This is a genomic window from Paenibacillus sp. FSL P4-0081, from assembly GCF_000758565.1.
Lineage (GTDB): Bacteria > Bacillota > Bacilli > Paenibacillales > Paenibacillaceae > Paenibacillus_AQ > Paenibacillus_AQ phytohabitans.
On the sequence record NZ_CP009280.1, the window covers coordinates 1,201,475 to 1,216,670 of the forward strand.

A 15,196-nucleotide genomic window follows, 5' to 3' on the forward strand; every position below is an offset into this window, starting at 1 on the left:
CATTTTCGTCAGTTGATTATACCATGCCGGCGGGCAGTGGACTATATAGCCTGCCGGAACTGTTACGGCCCTTAAGCCGGCTCAACCGGCAAGCGGCAGCCGCAGCACGAACGAGCAGCCCTGCTGCGGGGCGCTGCCCAGCTCAAGGCTGCCACCCATGCCTTCGGCGAGCAGCCTGCTGAAGGTCAGGCCTAGCCCGAGTCCGCGCAGCACGCTCTGCTTGGCAGTGCTGCGGAAGAAGGCTTCGAAGATCAGCTCCCGGCTCTCCGGATGAATACCCGATCCGTTATCTGTCACCGTAATTTCGGCGCTGCCCTGAGGCGTGGCCGCAAGCTCCAGCGTTAATTGAAGCTTGCGGTCCTGTGCCTTCGCCTGCACGCTGTTGTTCAGCAGATTGACGATAATCTGCTGGATACGCAGCGGATCTCCCCGCAGAAACAGCCGGCTCTCCGGCAGATGAAGGATGGGCTCGCAGACATCCTCGCCTTGGGTCAGCTTCCATTGATAGAGGATTTCCTCCAGCAGCGGAGCGGCCTCCAGCCTATCATGACGGACAGCAACAATGCCCGCTGTCAGCGCGTTATAGTCGAGCAGATCCGCGACCATGCGCTGCAGCCGCTCGGCTTCGAGTAAGGCGATATCGAGGAATTCCCCGGCCTCATCTCCCTCGACCACACCCTCGCGGACCGCATGAAGCAGTCCTTTAATGGAGGTGACCGGGGTCTTCAGTTCATGGGACACTCCTGCCAGCATGACGGCCCGGGACTGCTCGAACTGCTGCAGCTTGCCCGCCATCTCCTGGAAGGATACCAGCAGTTCATGGATTTCCCGCTCCTTGGCTCCGGTCTCCAGCACGATGTTATACTGGCCGCCGCTGATCTGTGCAGCAGCGGCAGCGACCCGCTGAATCGGCTTGGCCAGCTTGATCGACAAGAGGTAGATCGTCAGCCAGCTTAAAATGATCAGGAAGACAATGATGATCGAGAAGAAGGTGATCTCTTCCTGCGGGATATGACGCAGGGAACGTTTGGACTGCAGGACGATTACCTGCCCGAGCGTTCCCTGATCTCCCTGGATCTGCGCAGCGGCGGCCTTGAATTCCGGGCTGCGGGAATCCGTCAGCGTATCATTCAGCTTATGCCGCATCTCTTCATCCGTCAGAGGAGGCTGGGAATACAGCAGCTCGCCCGAAGGTCCGGTAATGATCACGCACATTTCCATGGTTACCTTGAAGAACCGCTTGCGGGCCTCGACCAGCTTGTCGAGGCCCTGGGTGATGGCGAGCTGTCCGTCCGTGCCGACGCTGCGGTCGGCAATCTCCTGGGCCAGCAGGCCGGTGGTCTGCATCCGGTTGTTCATCGCCTCCTGCTGAATCCACCAGAAGGTTACCAGCGCCGTCAGCAGCAGCCCGATACTGATAATCAGCAGGTAACGGACGGTCCAGTAGGAGAGGATCGAAGTGGGTTTCTTTGTTCTGTTGTTCATGTTGTCCATAATTGATAACCTGTTCCTCTCAGGGTACGGATCTCTCCTTCATTGTCCGGCCAGTGCGAGAGCGCCTGGCGCAGTCTTTTGATGGACAGATCAACGGCCCGGTCACTTCCTTCGTAATCCATTTCCCATACATGCTCCAGCAGCTGGTCCCGGGTGCAGATCTGATTCGGGCGCTCCGCCAGGAACAACAGCACCGACATGTCGCGCGGGCTAAGACTGACCTCGGCCCCGTTCAAGAACACACTGCGCGCAGAGTAATCAATGAACAGGCTGCCGAAATGACGCTTGCGGCTGCCGTCCGACCACTGCGAGGGGCGGCGCAGCACCGCATTCACGCGGGCGACAACCTCCTCGGGGATGAACGGCTTCGACATATAGTCATCGGCACCGCCGTCCAGTCCCGCCAGCCGGTCATTGATGCCGTCCCTGGCCGTGAGCATAATGACAGGACAGCTGCTTTTCTCGCGGATCAGTCCCAGCAGCTCGAAGCCGTCCATGTTCGGCAGCATAATATCGAGCAGAATCAGCGAGGGCGGCGCCACCTCGAAGGCTTCCAGGGCACTCCGGCCGTCGGCGGCACGGGTGACGTGGAAGCCCGCTTTTCGCAGATAAGCACTGAGCACCCGGGCAATCGCCTCCTCATCCTCAACAATCAGAATGGATTTCATCTATTCAGCCTCCTTCTCAGTCCCGGCGGGGAATGCTTCTCCCAGGGCTACGGCTATGTGTTAGTTAAAATTACGACAATTCTACCATACTGCGGGCCGGTGTGCTTTGACTTCTTCCCGACATATTGCTTTGTTAGAATGGGAACCAAGCCTAATAGGGCATACAGAGAATTGGATGGAGGGAATAAGATGAAGAAGAAAACAATCGCCTTAATCGCAGCCGTAGTCGTTATCGCAGGAGCCATCACAGCATTCATGTTACTTAACAATAGCCTGGGCAATAATGTTGAGATCGAATCTGTTATTCCTGCGCAGAATCAGGGAACTGAAACCCAGGAGGCGGGAACTGCAAACGCGGCGGCAGCGACTGGTGCTGCAGTTACGGCAGAGCAGCTGAACGGTGCCTGGAGCATTGCGGATACGTCCAAAGTCTACTGGTCCGTGACAACTTCCAAAGAAACTGTTAACTTCGTAGACCCTTCCGTTACCGGAAACTGGAATGTGAACCTGGAGGATGCCAGCTCGATGACGGGCGAAGGAACCGTAGAGATGAGTGCGCTGGATTCCGGCAACGGCCAGCGGGACGAGCATGTCAAGGGAGCAGACTTCCTGGCAGTGACGGAGTTCCCGGAGTCCACATTTACCGTGAGTTCCTTCTCGGAGCTTCCGGCGGAATGGACGGAGGGCACAGCGGTGCCGGTTGAGCTCCAGGGTACGCTGACAGTCAAGGGGATAGAGAAGGATGTTACGTTTGACTCGCAAGCCGTATACAGCGGCGGACAGCTCATGCTGTCGGGCACAACCATGGTTACCTTTGAAGATTTCGGCATGAGCAATCCGCATTCGATTGTGCTGGATACCGAGAATAACCTTGAGGTCCGCCTGGAGCTTGTACTGAGCAAATAATATAGGATTAGATTGTTAATAAGAAGCTCTCCCCGTCACTGCGGATTCGCGGCTGACGGGGAGAGTTTTTGGTTCGGATATATATACAAACCTAACAGTGGCCGGAAGTCAAACATTCTCTGCAGCCACGGCTAATCCCCACAGTGGAATTTTCCCGGTTCAATCTATATAGTGCCTTTATCTTTATATGGAATGAACCGGACTTAGAATCACTTATCTTGTTTTTTATGCCCGATACGGGGTGTGAACCGTCAATTAACTGAGTCCGTTTGGTTAGCGAATACATCTGATTTACTGGAATAGAGGATTCTCAGTCCTTTTCACCGGCGGATGAGTTGATTTGTTGAACATTTGATGGTGTACTAGAGGAGAAATCTCTATGCCCTATTGCGGGTCCGGAACAAACTCTTCACCCTCCATTTCGAAGGCGGCACTGCCCGGCGGAACAAAGGGAAATTGGTGTGACTGCTGGTGATAATGCTTCACCTCTGAAGTATGAGCTGGCTTCAATGGATTATGTTTGATTCAATGGATTATGATTTGTAGTTGGATTAATCCGCAGATCGTACATAAAAATGTCTATAAATTCAATACATCCCGAAGGAGACAATGAAATTGGCTGATTATCCGAAACTGGTGCGTGACGGAATACCGGCGCTGATTGCGGCGAACGGGCAAACCTGCAGGACAAGAATCATGGACGAGGAGGAATATATACGGGAGCTGCGTGCGAAGCTACATGAGGAGCTGGCAGAGTATCTACGGGAGGACAATGACGGACAGGCGCTCGAGGAGCTGGCGGATCTGCTGGAAGTCATCCGGGCTTTGGCGGTAACCCATGGCGGGGACAGCGGTATTCTGGAACAGATCCGTGCTGACAAAGCGGAGCGCCGCGGCGGGTTCAAGGAACGGATTCTGCTGCTGCAGGTGGAGAACAGGGGCTGATAGTATTAACCCGGCGGACGGCGGGAAGCGGGCAACATGTACACACCAGGCACATTTTGATAGAATCATAGGGACTAAGTTTCATTTAAGAGGAGGATTTAACTAATGACAGAAGATAACGCTTACACGATAAAATGGGGCATTCTCAGCACAGGCTGGATCGCCCATCAGTTCGCTACAGATTTGGCACATGCCAGCAATGGTGTGGCTTATGCGGTTGGATCACGCACTCAGGAAAGCGCAGATGAGTTTGCCCGAAATCACGGCATCCCTGTGGCATATGCCACCTACGAGGAATTGGTCAGCGATCCTGAAGTGGATGCGATTTATATTGGAACGCCGCATCCGTTCCACAAAGAGAATGCGCTGCTCGCATTGCGTGCCGGTAAAGCCGTGCTCTGTGAGAAGCCTTTTACCGTGAACAGTGCAGAGCTGGAAGAAATCGTGGCGTATGCCCGCCAGCAGAAGCTGTTCCTGATGGAGGCTATGTGGAGCCGCTATATTCCGGCCAATGCCAAGGTTAGAGAATGGCTCGCAGCAGAGCGTATCGGCGAAGTGCGGCTGGTCAAAGCGGATCTTGGTTTCCGCGCGGACTGGAATCCGGAGGGGCGTCTGCTGAACCCGGCCCTTGGCGGCGGAGCCCTGCTGGATGTCGGTATCTATCCCATCTCCTTCGCGTCGATGGTATTCGGACCTCACCCGGAAGCCGTCTCCAGCACCGTACATATCGGCGAGACTGGTGTGGACGAGCACTTCTCCCTGCTGCTGTCTTATGGGGATGGCAAGTCGGCTTCCCTGAACGGCGGGATTCGCCTGAAGCTGCATGAAGAAGCCTATGTCTATGGAACTGAAGGCTATATCGTGGTCAAAGGCACGCTGGTAAATCCGAAATCGGCTGAGCTGTATATCGGCGGGGAGCTGGTGGAGACCTTTGAGGATGACCGTGCTTCGATCGGGTATTCTTTTGAAGCTGAGGAAGTGGGACGTTGTCTCCAGGCAGGGCTGACGGAAAGCCCGGTGATGACGCTGGATGAGTCCGTTGCGATTCTTAAGCTGCTGGACGGTGTGCGTGAACAATGGGGGCTTAAGTATCCCGGTGAATAAACTGAACCTGACGCCATTATCCCGCAAGCTTCTGCTTCACACTGTAGTCTATCTTGTATTGTTTCTGGTGATCCCGTATTTTCAAAGCGGCGGTTCCGGGGTAATGGAGGATCTTGGCAGCTGGCTGCTGCTGCTGGTTCTGGTGAATCCCACAGCCGTGCTGATTCTTGCTGCGGATTCGGGACTTAAGCTGGGTTTCAACCTGCTGGTATGCCTGTTGCCGTTGCCGCTGTTCGTGTTATCCATCTACGTGTTGTTTGACGGAAGCGGTGCGTTGTTCTATGGCATCATGTACTCCGTAATCGCTCTAATCAGCAATAGTATAGCTGCAAGCGTAAGAAGGAGGAAAAAGGGGGAAACCAAATGACATTGAATGCTGACCGCTACCAGGGCTGCCTGCAGGGTCTGGCCGCTGGAGATGCGCTGGGAACGACCGCTGAGTTCAAAGCACCCGGAACCTTTGAGCCGCTTACGGATATTGTCGGCGGCGGGGTATTTGGTCTCCAGCCGGGACAGTGGACCGATGATACGTCAATGGCGCTCTGCCTTGCGGAGAGTCTGCTTACGAAGCAGGCATTTGATCCTGTGGATCAGATGCAGCGTTATGTGAAGTGGTACCGCGAAGGAGAGCTCAGCAGTACCGGCGAATGTTTCGATATCGGCAATGCGACACGCGCAGCGCTGCATCAATTCGAAGCCGGCGGCGAAGGGTTCAGCGGATCGGAGGATCCTCATTCTGCCGGGAACGGCTCCATTATGCGGCTTGCGCCGGTGGTCATGTACTACGCAGAGAATCCTGCAGAAGCTATCCGCTATGCGGCGCTCAGTTCAAGAACGACGCATGGCGCAGTTGAATGTCTGGATGCCTGCCGTCTGCTCGCGGCGTACATCCTTGCCGGACTGCACGGGTGGAGCAAGCAGGACATGCTGGCCCCGGAGGCTTACCGTGATTGGCTGAATGAAGACAGCCTGACGCCGCATATGCTGAATATTAAGTATGGCTCCTACCGGATCAAGGAGCCGCCTGATATCCAAGGCTCGGGATATGTAGTAGAGTCGCTGGAGGCGGCACTGTGGGCTTTTCACAAATCCTCCAGCTTTGCGGAGGGCGCACTGCTCGCTGTGAATCTGGGCAATGACGCCGATACCACAGGGGCGGTCTACGGCCAGATCGCCGGAGCGTATTACGGGCTGGATGGTATACCGGCAGAATGGCGGAGTAAGCTGGCCATGCGTGAGCTGATCAGTGACTACGCCGGCCGGTTGTTTACAGAACGGGTGGAATAGAAGGAAATAGGCTGCATGAGACAGGCTGAGCGCATCTATAACGGGCACTCAGCCTTTTTTAATTATGGAAAGGGGAGAATGGATATGGGCAAGGGTTGGCGGAAACTGCTGATATGGCTGCTGATTAACATCATCCTGGTAGTATTGACGGATGGGATGACATTCACATATAAAACCGGCGGAACGATATCCGGCAACGGCAATCCGGGAATTATCATGCTTGCGGCGGGATGGCTGTTTGGCATTATTCTTTTGTGCAGTGCGGGCATGGTGCTCTACCGATTATTCCGGATGAAATCCGTATTCAGCATACCAAGTCTGTTGATTGCCGTCTCAGCGCTTATTGTGCTGCCGCTCGCCATCTGGCTGGAAACCGGATATGTCGATGCGTTGAGAGTACATCTGAGAGGTTTCACCAGAGATGAGGATTCCGTCGTATTCCGCTTCGGCTGGATCAATCAATATACCAACAACCTGTTCTATAATGCTTATATTCTGGCTGGCGGGATCGCACTGGTTATCCTTGTAGCGTGGATTGCAGCACTGCTGCGGCGGAAAGCCGGTACACAGTCACGGAGAAATTCCGGTTAGTCGGAAGCGGAGAGCAGCGGCACTCCTACGTACGGCGATCCTTTCGGCGGGGGCTTAAGAGAAAGACAGGTAGAGATGAGCCGAATATATGCGAAAAACCGAGTACAATGTGCTAACGATAGGGTTGATGAGCCGAATGTATACGAAAAACCGAATACATTGTGCCGACGATAGAGTAAATGAGCCGAATGTATGCGAAAAACCGAATACATTGTGCCGACGATAGGGTTGATGAGCCGAATATATGCGAAAAACCGAATACATTGTGCCAGCGATAGGGTAAATGAGCCGAATGTATACGAAAAACCGAATACATTGTGCCAGCGATAGGGTAAATGAACCGAATGTATACGAAAAACCGAATACATTGTGCCGACGATAGGGTTGATGAGCCGAATGTATGCGAAAAATCGAGTATAATGCATCAACGATAGAGTAGATGAGCAGTACACTTACGCCAAACCTGACATGGTGTGGATGTGGAAGAAGAGAAGTACGCCGTTAATTTTTTCTGAACAAGGCAGTCCACAGAAAAGCTTCACCAAACAGCGCATCCTCCTGATCCATCTGGCGCATGCGTCTGAACTCTATAAGCTCGAAACCGCTGAAGAAGCTCTTAAGCTTGTCTTCGGTGAATCCTAATCCACCCCGGAGGCTCCGCTGCCGGTACACCTCCCAATCAGTGATCTCCGCACCCATGGCGCCAGCCGCGAAGCAGACCAGTCCGAAATGCCCGCCAGGCTTGAGCGTGCTGTTCAACAATTCGAGAAAGGTAACTCTCCGGTGGGGGTAGATGTGATGGAAACATCCGCTGTCATAGATGAGGTCGTAGCTGCCTCGCTCCAGGCTCAGGTCAAAAATATTGCTGCGGGCGAAATTCACCTCCACCTGATGTTTGCGGGCGCGTTCCCTTCCCCAATCTACCGCTGCCTGAGAGATGTCAATGGCATCCACGGCGTAGCCCTGCCGAGCCAGATAAACCGCATTTCTGCCGCCCCCGCAGCCTAATTCCAGCACCTTGCCGGGTGTAATATGCCGCTTGCTTACGTATTCAACCAAATTCTCATCCGGACGATCCTTGAAGAAAGGAATCCCTTTATTCCGGTCCCCGTAGAACTGATCCCACCATTGCCCTTCTTCCCGAAAAAGAGAGTCAAGCATCTTCAGCGTATCCTCATGACTATAGATCGTTTCATGTTTCATATAGCAGCAGTCTCCTTTCATTTCATTCACCCGGTTTAGTTGTTAATGAAGATGGAGAGCCCCGGATATGCCTTCATCAGCTCATGACTGTGTTCATTCAGCCGTGCCTGTTCAAAGCCTGTGCCCAGAAATTCCTGATCCGGCTTAAACGTCACACTTGTCCCCGTATCCTTCGCGATTCCAACCGTCATCAGTCCGGACTGTGGCACACCATGCCTATATTCCTGGCGGTACATTCTGCCGCCGCGCCGGATATCAACGGTAAGTCTGCCGGAGAGGGCGTTGACCACGGCAATGCTGATTCCCTGCTCAGCACCAGGCACCTTAAAAGCTCCGTCTCCATTAAATCTATGAATATCGGTCAGAATGGATTGCGCAGCTGGTATGTTGGAATTCGGTAGAGACGCTACCGGAATTCCCCGTCCATTGTCTGTTACGGTGACACTCCCGTCATCATGCAGGAATATCCCGATTTCGCTGCAATATCCGGCCGCATGCTCCATCACCGGATTCTCGATAACAGCCCACAGCAGATGGTGGACATCGAAATTGTGTGCAGGACCCAGATAAATCCCCGCGTTATTTCTCGTTCTCATCGTGTCCATATAGTCACTTGTATCCTCTAGAGTACTAACCGAAGCCAGCAGCAGGAGGAAGGGGAGGAGGCGGTGGGAAGGGAAGGCATAACGGCCTCCGCTCTCCTGCACTAATAAATCTGCGCCAGTCAATGCTTTGAGATGATGATACAGCTGGCCGGTAGTGCCCATACCCAGACGCTCCACAAGCTCGGTGCCCGTAAGCGGCTCCTGGATGACGGATTTCAGAATGTCCAGCCGTTGCCGGTTGCTTAATGCCGCCAGTACTTTGGCTGATTTCTCGTTGTTCACTTCGAGCAGCTGTTCCATCGGACGCTCATGGGGTTCCCAGCGGTAGCTTTGTCCGTTAAGACGGGCATGGCCGGAATAAAATACAGATCCGCGTCCCGCGCCGGGCAGCCCCGCTTCTGCGGCTGAATTCACAGATTCCGGCGGATCAGCATGGCCTGCCAAGCTTCTCCGCTCAGTGTTCCAATGCTGGACGGCCGCCTGAAGCTCGGCAACCTGCTGCTTCAGCGTATCCAGTTCGCTGCTTAAGTCACGGGTCATGAAGGAAGATCACCTGCTTTCGAAATTATGTAATTACGTAGTTACGTAGTGATTGTAATTCATTAGCGTTATTTTGTAAATATTTAGGATGATATCTTTTTATGTGTAAACTAACATTACATATATTCCGAAATATTAATTAACGTGTTAATTTATCTTACGTAAATTTATTGACAACTCTACCTTTTTATCTATAATGATGTATAAGCGGTGGACAATGATGCAGTTGTTGACGTACTTGTGACATAATGTAACATTCAATAGCTATGAAGGTGTGATCGCAATGATCGCTTCCGCCGGACAATGGAAACAGGATATTTTAAGGATTTATAACGAAATCAACAAGAAGCTGTTTAACGCCGGCGTCAAGCAGCAGAAGGTCGACTTCGTGGGGAACAAGATTATTATTCTATCCATTAACAGCCGGGTGCCCGTACTGAAGGTGCTGGATGCCCATGATGCCACGGCCAGCCGCCAGATTAATCTGGTGCTGCATGAAGTATTCAAGTGTGAAATCAAGCAGGCATTTCTGGATGAATTTCAAGTGAATATCAAGGCCGTTCTTAAAGATTACGATGTGGAGACCGAGTATTCCGGTACGATCATAATTTTGGAGAAGGACCTCGAGCATTACCTGAACGTTACGTTGGAACTCTGATCTTCCGGAGAGCCGGCCTGCCGTCAGTTTTCGGACATTAGCCCTCTGGGGCTGTGTCTAAAACTGGCGGCTTTTTGTTTATCCGGGCTTACAAATGCTGTTAAACCTAATAAGGAGCTGATTCTATGAAAGCAAAGATTGAGATTGCCGGTGTGAGCAAGTGGTTCCGCCGCGACGGCCAGGAGATTATCGCCATGCAGGAGACGAATCTCTCTATAGAGCAAGGCAGATTTGTCAGTATAATCGGCCCCAGCGGCTGCGGCAAATCCACATTGTTCAATATCATAGCAGGACTGATTCCGCCGTCTACCGGCAGCGTGCTTGCTGACGGTGAGGATATAGTTGGCAAGACCGGATATGTCGGATATATGCTGCAAAAGGACATGCTGCTCCCCTGGAGGACGATCCTGGATAACATTATTCTGGGCATGGAGATCCGCGGGGTGCCGCGTAAGGAAGCGGTAGCCCGGGCCCAGCCGCTGATGGACCGTTATGGACTGAAAGGCTTCGGCGGCCATTATCCGGCAGAATTGTCCGGAGGCATGCGCCAGCGGGCAGCGCTGCTCCGCACGCTGCTGTACGACCGGGATATTATTTTGCTGGACGAGCCCTTTGGCGCACTGGATGCCCAGACCCGGCTGACCATGCAGAACTGGCTGCTGGAGATCTGGGAGGATTTCCGCAAGACGGTGTTATTCGTCACCCACGATATTGATGAAGCCATCTACCTGTCTGATGACATCTATGTCTTCTCCGGACGGCCGGGCAGAATCATCTCCAAGATTTCTGTGGATATGCCGCGCCCGAGACATAAGGAGGATACGGTATCTGCGTCATTTATGGAGCTCAAAGCCCATCTGCTGGACCTGCTGTCAGGCGGAGGCGAAGAGCCGGCAGCCCATATCTCGTAGAACTTACAAAACTTACAGAAGGAGAGAACAACCATGGAGAGTGTACAAAAGAAAGGGTATGTGATTCACAAGCTGGAGCCGGCCCCGATCCATTCGGTCAAGCCTGAGAAAATGCAGAAGGAACCCGTCATCGTGGATGAAGAGGGGGCAAGGCGCCGGACACAGCGGATTGTTGGAATCGGGCGGCTGACGGTCGGGTTGCTGATCGTACTCTGCTGGGAGCTGTTTACGCGGATCGGCTGGATGGATTCGTACTATTGGAGCAGCCCGGTACGGATTCTCAGCACAACATGGACACAGATGACGCAGGGTACTCTGCTGGAGGATATCGCTTATACCTCCAGCTCGACGATTCTTGGGTTCATCGGCGGAACCCTGATCGGATCGCTGCTCGGTTTATCCTTCTGGTGGTCACGCAGATTCGCCGGCATCAGTGAACCGTTCCTGATCCTGCTCAATGCCATGCCCAAGCTGGCGCTTGCTCCTGTGCTGGTGATTCTGCTGGGCATCGGATTCTTCTCCAAGGTGGCGCTCGCTTTTGCCATGACGGTAGTCGTTGCCGCCTTGTCGGCGCACAGCGGCGTGCAGAGTGTGGACAAGGATATGGAGAAGCTGATGTATTCGCTGGGCGCGAAACGCCATCAGGTGTTTACCAAGGTGGTCATTCCCTGGGCGATGCCCTGGATGATCAGCAGTCTGCGGATTAATATTGCCCTCTCGCTGGCCGGTGCGATTGTCGGGGAATTCATTGCTTCCAGCCACGGGATTGGCCGCATGGTGATCTACGCCGGTACGATCCTTGATATCAATCTCGTCTGGGTGGGAGTTGTAGTCTTGTCCGTTCTGTCGATGGTGATGTATGCGGGAGTGGTACTGCTGGAGAAATGGCTGTCCAAGGGATACGGGATGAAGAAGGCTTGAGACCTAAGCAATCCTATATAAGATAAAGGGGAGAACCTGATGATGAATGTAACCAAAGTGAAGCTGTCCGCCGTCCTGCTTGCCTCCGTAATGATCCTGCTCTCCGGATGCAGCAGCAAAGGGAATGCGGAAGTTGAAGCCGCCGCTGCCGGCAACGAAGCGGGAAAACTCAAGAAGCTGGTCATTGCCGAGCCGCTGCATTACACAGGTTATCTGCCGCTGTATGTAGCGCAACGCGAGGGATATTTTGCAGATGAAGGGCTTGAGGTTGAAATGCTTCAGGCTGCCGGCGGTACACATGTGACCTCGGTGGTCAGCGGGGATGCCTGGGGCGTCATCGGCGGACCGGAATCCAATGCACTTGCGAATATCGGCAACTCCGACCCGATCGTTTCAGTCAGCAATGTGGTTAACCGTGCGAATGTTTACCTGATGGCCAAGAAAGGGACAGCCCCTGCGGGCAGCTCTGATGAGGAATTGAAAGCCTTCCTGCAGGATAAGAAATTGAATGCCGGACGGCATGGCGGAACCCCGAACCTGCTGACCCAATATCTGCTTCTGGAGCTGGGGCTTGATCCGCAGAAGGATGTGCGGCTGCTCGAGCCGGCGGATGGTTCAACCGTGGTAGCAATGGTTCAGCAGGGTGCGGCGGATATTGCGAACGGCGCCGAGCCGCAGATCAGTGACGGGATCGCCAAGGGGGTATGGGAAGAACCTTTTTACAAGTTCCATGATATGGGCGACTATGCCTACTCTGTGCTGAGCGTGAAGAAGTCGACACTGGAGAAGGACCCGGAAACGGTGCAGAAGGCGGTTAACGCCGTTGTGAAAGCACTGAAAGCCATCCAGGAGGATAAAGCTCTGGCGATGAGCGTCCTGAAGGCTGAATTCCCTACACTATCCGATGAAGCGGCACAAGCTGCGCTTGACCGGGCGTATGCCGATCGGCTCTGGAGTCCGGATGGGATCATTTCGGAGGAGGCGCTGGATAAGGACATGAACGTGATGATTAAGACCGGAATCTACAAAGGCGAATATACCTACGAGGACTTGGTCGATATGCAGTTTGTGAACAAGACAGCAGTGAAATAAGCTAAGCTGAACACCGTACCATAGGCCTTCAAAAACTAAAGAGGTGAAGATGATGGAATTAACTGCCGATCTGATTATGCCTGATAAAACCGCACTTATTATAGTAGATGTGCAGAATGATTACTGCCATGAGGAAGGAGCACTCGCCACTGGCGGAAGTGATGTGTCAGCCGTACGGGAGATGATGCCGCAGCTGCATGGGCTGATCGCGGCAGCGAGAACACAGGGCGTGCCGGTGATCTATATCCAGACCTTCCATGAAAAGGCGACCGATTCGCCCGTTTGGACTTCCCGCTCCGGGCGCGGTTCGCTGGGAGTCTGCCGCAGAGGAAGCTGGGGGGCTGAATTCTATGAGGTGGCCCCGCTTCCTGAGGAGATTATTGTCAATAAACACCGGTATAGCGCTTTTATCAATACCCGCCTCGATTCTGTGCTGCGTTCGCAGCGGATCGAAACCCTGATTATGACAGGAGTGAGTACCAATGTGTGCGTGGAGTCGACGGCAAGGGACGGTTTCATGCTGGATTATCAGATTGTGATGGTTCAGGATGCCTGTGCCTCCTATTCCCGGGCCGCTCATGAGATGACGCTGGAGAACATGAAGGGCTACTTCGGCGTGGTGGCTTCAGCCGCAGATATTGAAGAAAGCTGGAAGATGTGGAATCAGCCCGCCCTGCAGCGGATATTATGAATTCACCGGTACGGTCTTCCGGGGAAGCCGTAAACCATTCGGCGGTCAAGGTGGTCATCTGCCTTGGGGCCTTTCTGTCCAATCTGTCTGCCGGTATGTTCAATATTTCGCTCATCGATATTGCGGCTGATCTGCGGTTTCCGGTGGCCTCTGCCCAGTGGATCGTCAGTATCTATCTGCTGGTGATCTCGGTCCTGCTGCCTGTAATGGGACGGCTGGGAGACAGGTTCGGCCGCCGTAAGGTGCATAATCTGGGCCTGTTCGCTTTCGCGGCGGGAGCCCTGGGCTGTGCGCTTGCCCAGAACGAAGCCATGCTGCTTGGCTTCAGAGTCATGCAGGGAGCCGGCGCCTCCATGTATCAGGCGACCAATATGGCCCTCATTGTCTCTGTATTTCCGGCCGGGCAGCGGGGCAGGGCACTGGGGCTGATGAGCACCTTCGTCGCTGCCGGCTCCATGGCAGGCCCCGGTCTTGGCGGCTTCCTGATCCAGTGGTTCACCTGGGAGAGCAACTTCTGGCTGCTGGCCGGAGTGGCGGCGGGCGTAGGCGTGCTTGCGCACAGGCTGATTCCCCGGGATACGGAAACGGCCGGAGGCAGGCTGGATCTCGCCGGAGCCGCCTGGTTTGCGGCCTGTCTCTCCTCGCTGATGATCGCCTTCGATCTCGGCGGCCGCTCCTCCTTCCTGTCTCCGCCTGTGCTTCTGCTGCTGGCGGCTTCAGCGGGAATGGCGGCCGCTTATACGGCACATGCCCGCTTCTCCCGCAGCAGGGATAAGAGGGGGGCGCTTGGTGAATTCCCGCCAGCGGACAGCGGTGTCAGCCTGTTCACTGACCGGAGCTTTGCCGCCGGCATCGCCATTACGGTTATCACATATATGGCGGCCTTCGCCGCACAGCTGGCTTTGCCCTCGCTACTGCGTATATCCGGGGCTGAGCCAGCCTGGGTGGGGCTGATCATGATTGGATACCCGCTGGCGCTGGTGGTGACCGCTCCTGTCAGCGGGAGCATCGCGGACCGCAAAGGGCCGCTCGGCATCCTGACGGCCGGACTGCTGCTGATGAGTGTCACGCTGCTGGCGCTGGGTTTCGGCTCACCTGTGCTGAGGACAAGTGCCATGGTGCTGCCGGTTATGCTGCTCGGCTGCGCAATGGGGATGATTACTTCACCTAACACAAGTATTGTTATGGGGCTGGCGGCGAAATCGCAGCTTGGCCGGGTCAGCAGCCTGCTTGCCTTGTCGCGCAACATTGGCATGATGTTCGGCACGGCGGCAGGCGGACTGATGATTGGCGGCAGAGGTAGTCCGAACGGGAGTTATCTGGCCGTATTCGTAGTCTGTGCAGCCGCCGTAGGCCTTTCTTCAGTCTGGCAGCTGTATTCTTTCCGTCACAGCAGCAAGCGCAAAGGGGCGGAGCAACTGCATATACCCTATAAATAAGAAGGAGCCTCTGCCCGCCGGGCAGAGGTTTTTGTGCTGAAACAAGAAGGAGGTCCCGCTTCTTAAAATGGTTAGTTCCATCGGCAAATGACCATGTCGGGAGCATCCGGAGCTTTGCGTCCGCGGATGCGGAGAAGCCGG

Annotated in this window: 16 protein-coding genes; 12 read left to right on the forward strand and 4 right to left on the reverse strand. The window is 54.3% G+C overall.

Annotated features, from left to right (window positions below; translation table 11 throughout):
- Positions 1-81 precede the first annotated feature (81 nt).
- Together P40081_RS05165 and P40081_RS05170 are read right to left on the reverse strand one after the other, a co-directional pair.
- Positions 82-1,494, reverse strand: a complete 1,413-nt coding sequence (locus P40081_RS05165) for a sensor histidine kinase (RefSeq protein WP_042133824.1) — start codon at positions 1,492-1,494, stop codon at positions 82-84.
- On the reverse strand, positions 1,482-2,162 hold the full coding sequence (locus P40081_RS05170) for a response regulator transcription factor (protein WP_042133826.1): 681 nt from the start codon (positions 2,160-2,162) through the stop codon (positions 1,482-1,484). Before P40081_RS05170 ends, P40081_RS05165 begins: the two co-directional genes overlap by 13 nt.
- Positions 2,163-2,351: 189 nt before the next feature.
- On the opposite strand from P40081_RS05170, the gene P40081_RS05175 reads away from it, so the two are divergent.
- The 6 genes from P40081_RS05175 (at position 2,352) to P40081_RS05200 (ending at position 6,995) form a co-directional block, all read left to right on the forward strand.
- Positions 2,352-3,068, forward strand: a complete 717-nt coding sequence (locus P40081_RS05175; protein WP_042133828.1) for a YceI family protein — start codon at positions 2,352-2,354, stop codon at positions 3,066-3,068.
- A gap of 615 nt (positions 3,069-3,683) precedes the next feature.
- A complete protein-coding gene (locus P40081_RS05180; protein ID WP_156118529.1) occupies positions 3,684-4,013 on the forward strand; it encodes a nucleoside triphosphate pyrophosphohydrolase in 330 nt (109 codons plus the stop codon).
- 105 nt (positions 4,014-4,118) lie between these two features.
- Entirely contained in the window at positions 4,119-5,117 is a 999-nt protein-coding gene (locus P40081_RS05185) for a Gfo/Idh/MocA family protein (protein WP_042133831.1), read from the forward strand.
- Entirely contained in the window at positions 5,110-5,484 is a 375-nt protein-coding gene (locus P40081_RS05190) for a hypothetical protein (protein ID WP_042133833.1), read from the forward strand. The genes P40081_RS05185 and P40081_RS05190 overlap by 8 nt, the downstream gene beginning before the upstream one ends.
- Positions 5,481-6,404 carry an ADP-ribosylglycohydrolase family protein gene (locus P40081_RS05195; RefSeq protein WP_042133835.1) on the forward strand — a complete coding sequence of 308 codons (924 nt, stop codon included), beginning with the start codon at positions 5,481-5,483 and terminating at the stop codon, positions 6,402-6,404. The genes P40081_RS05190 and P40081_RS05195 overlap by 4 nt, the downstream gene beginning before the upstream one ends.
- Before the next feature lie 84 nt (positions 6,405-6,488).
- Complete coding sequence (locus P40081_RS05200; RefSeq protein ID WP_144026173.1) at positions 6,489-6,995, forward strand: hypothetical protein; 507 nt, start codon at positions 6,489-6,491, stop codon at positions 6,993-6,995.
- Positions 6,996-7,496: 501 nt separating this feature from the next.
- Here the strand turns inward: P40081_RS05200 and P40081_RS05205 are convergent.
- Positions 7,497-8,198, reverse strand: coding sequence for a class I SAM-dependent methyltransferase (locus tag P40081_RS05205; protein WP_042133840.1), 702 nt, complete (start codon positions 8,196-8,198; stop codon positions 7,497-7,499).
- A gap of 35 nt (positions 8,199-8,233) precedes the next feature.
- Positions 8,234-9,343 (reverse strand): ATP-binding protein, encoded by a 1,110-nt coding sequence (locus P40081_RS05210; RefSeq protein WP_042133841.1) that lies wholly within the window; start codon positions 9,341-9,343, stop codon positions 8,234-8,236.
- Positions 9,344-9,626: 283 nt separating this feature from the next.
- Between P40081_RS05210 and P40081_RS05215 the strand changes: the two genes are divergently transcribed.
- From P40081_RS05215 to P40081_RS05240, 6 genes are all read left to right on the forward strand, one after another.
- The gene (locus tag P40081_RS05215) at positions 9,627-10,001 is read left to right on the forward strand and encodes a Na-translocating system protein MpsC family protein (protein ID WP_179093602.1); all 375 of its coding nucleotides are present in this window, start codon (positions 9,627-9,629) and stop codon (positions 9,999-10,001) included.
- 125 nt (positions 10,002-10,126) lie between these two features.
- Positions 10,127-10,912 carry an ABC transporter ATP-binding protein gene (locus tag P40081_RS05220; protein WP_042133843.1) on the forward strand — a complete coding sequence of 262 codons (786 nt, stop codon included), beginning with the start codon at positions 10,127-10,129 and terminating at the stop codon, positions 10,910-10,912.
- A 111-nt stretch (positions 10,913-11,023) separates the two neighbouring features.
- Positions 11,024-11,833, forward strand: a complete 810-nt coding sequence (locus tag P40081_RS05225; RefSeq protein WP_442950225.1) for an ABC transporter permease — start codon at positions 11,024-11,026, stop codon at positions 11,831-11,833.
- Positions 11,834-11,875: 42 nt separating this feature from the next.
- Positions 11,876-12,925 (forward strand): ABC transporter substrate-binding protein, encoded by a 1,050-nt coding sequence (locus tag P40081_RS05230; RefSeq protein WP_042140768.1) that lies wholly within the window; start codon positions 11,876-11,878, stop codon positions 12,923-12,925.
- A 52-nt stretch (positions 12,926-12,977) separates the two neighbouring features.
- On the forward strand, positions 12,978-13,616 hold the full coding sequence (locus tag P40081_RS05235; RefSeq protein WP_042133847.1) for a cysteine hydrolase family protein: 639 nt from the start codon (positions 12,978-12,980) through the stop codon (positions 13,614-13,616).
- On the forward strand, positions 13,583-15,055 hold the full coding sequence (locus tag P40081_RS05240) for an MFS transporter (RefSeq protein WP_197074333.1): 1,473 nt from the start codon (positions 13,583-13,585) through the stop codon (positions 15,053-15,055). The genes P40081_RS05235 and P40081_RS05240 overlap by 34 nt, the downstream gene beginning before the upstream one ends.
- Positions 15,056-15,196: the final 141 nt, after the last annotated feature.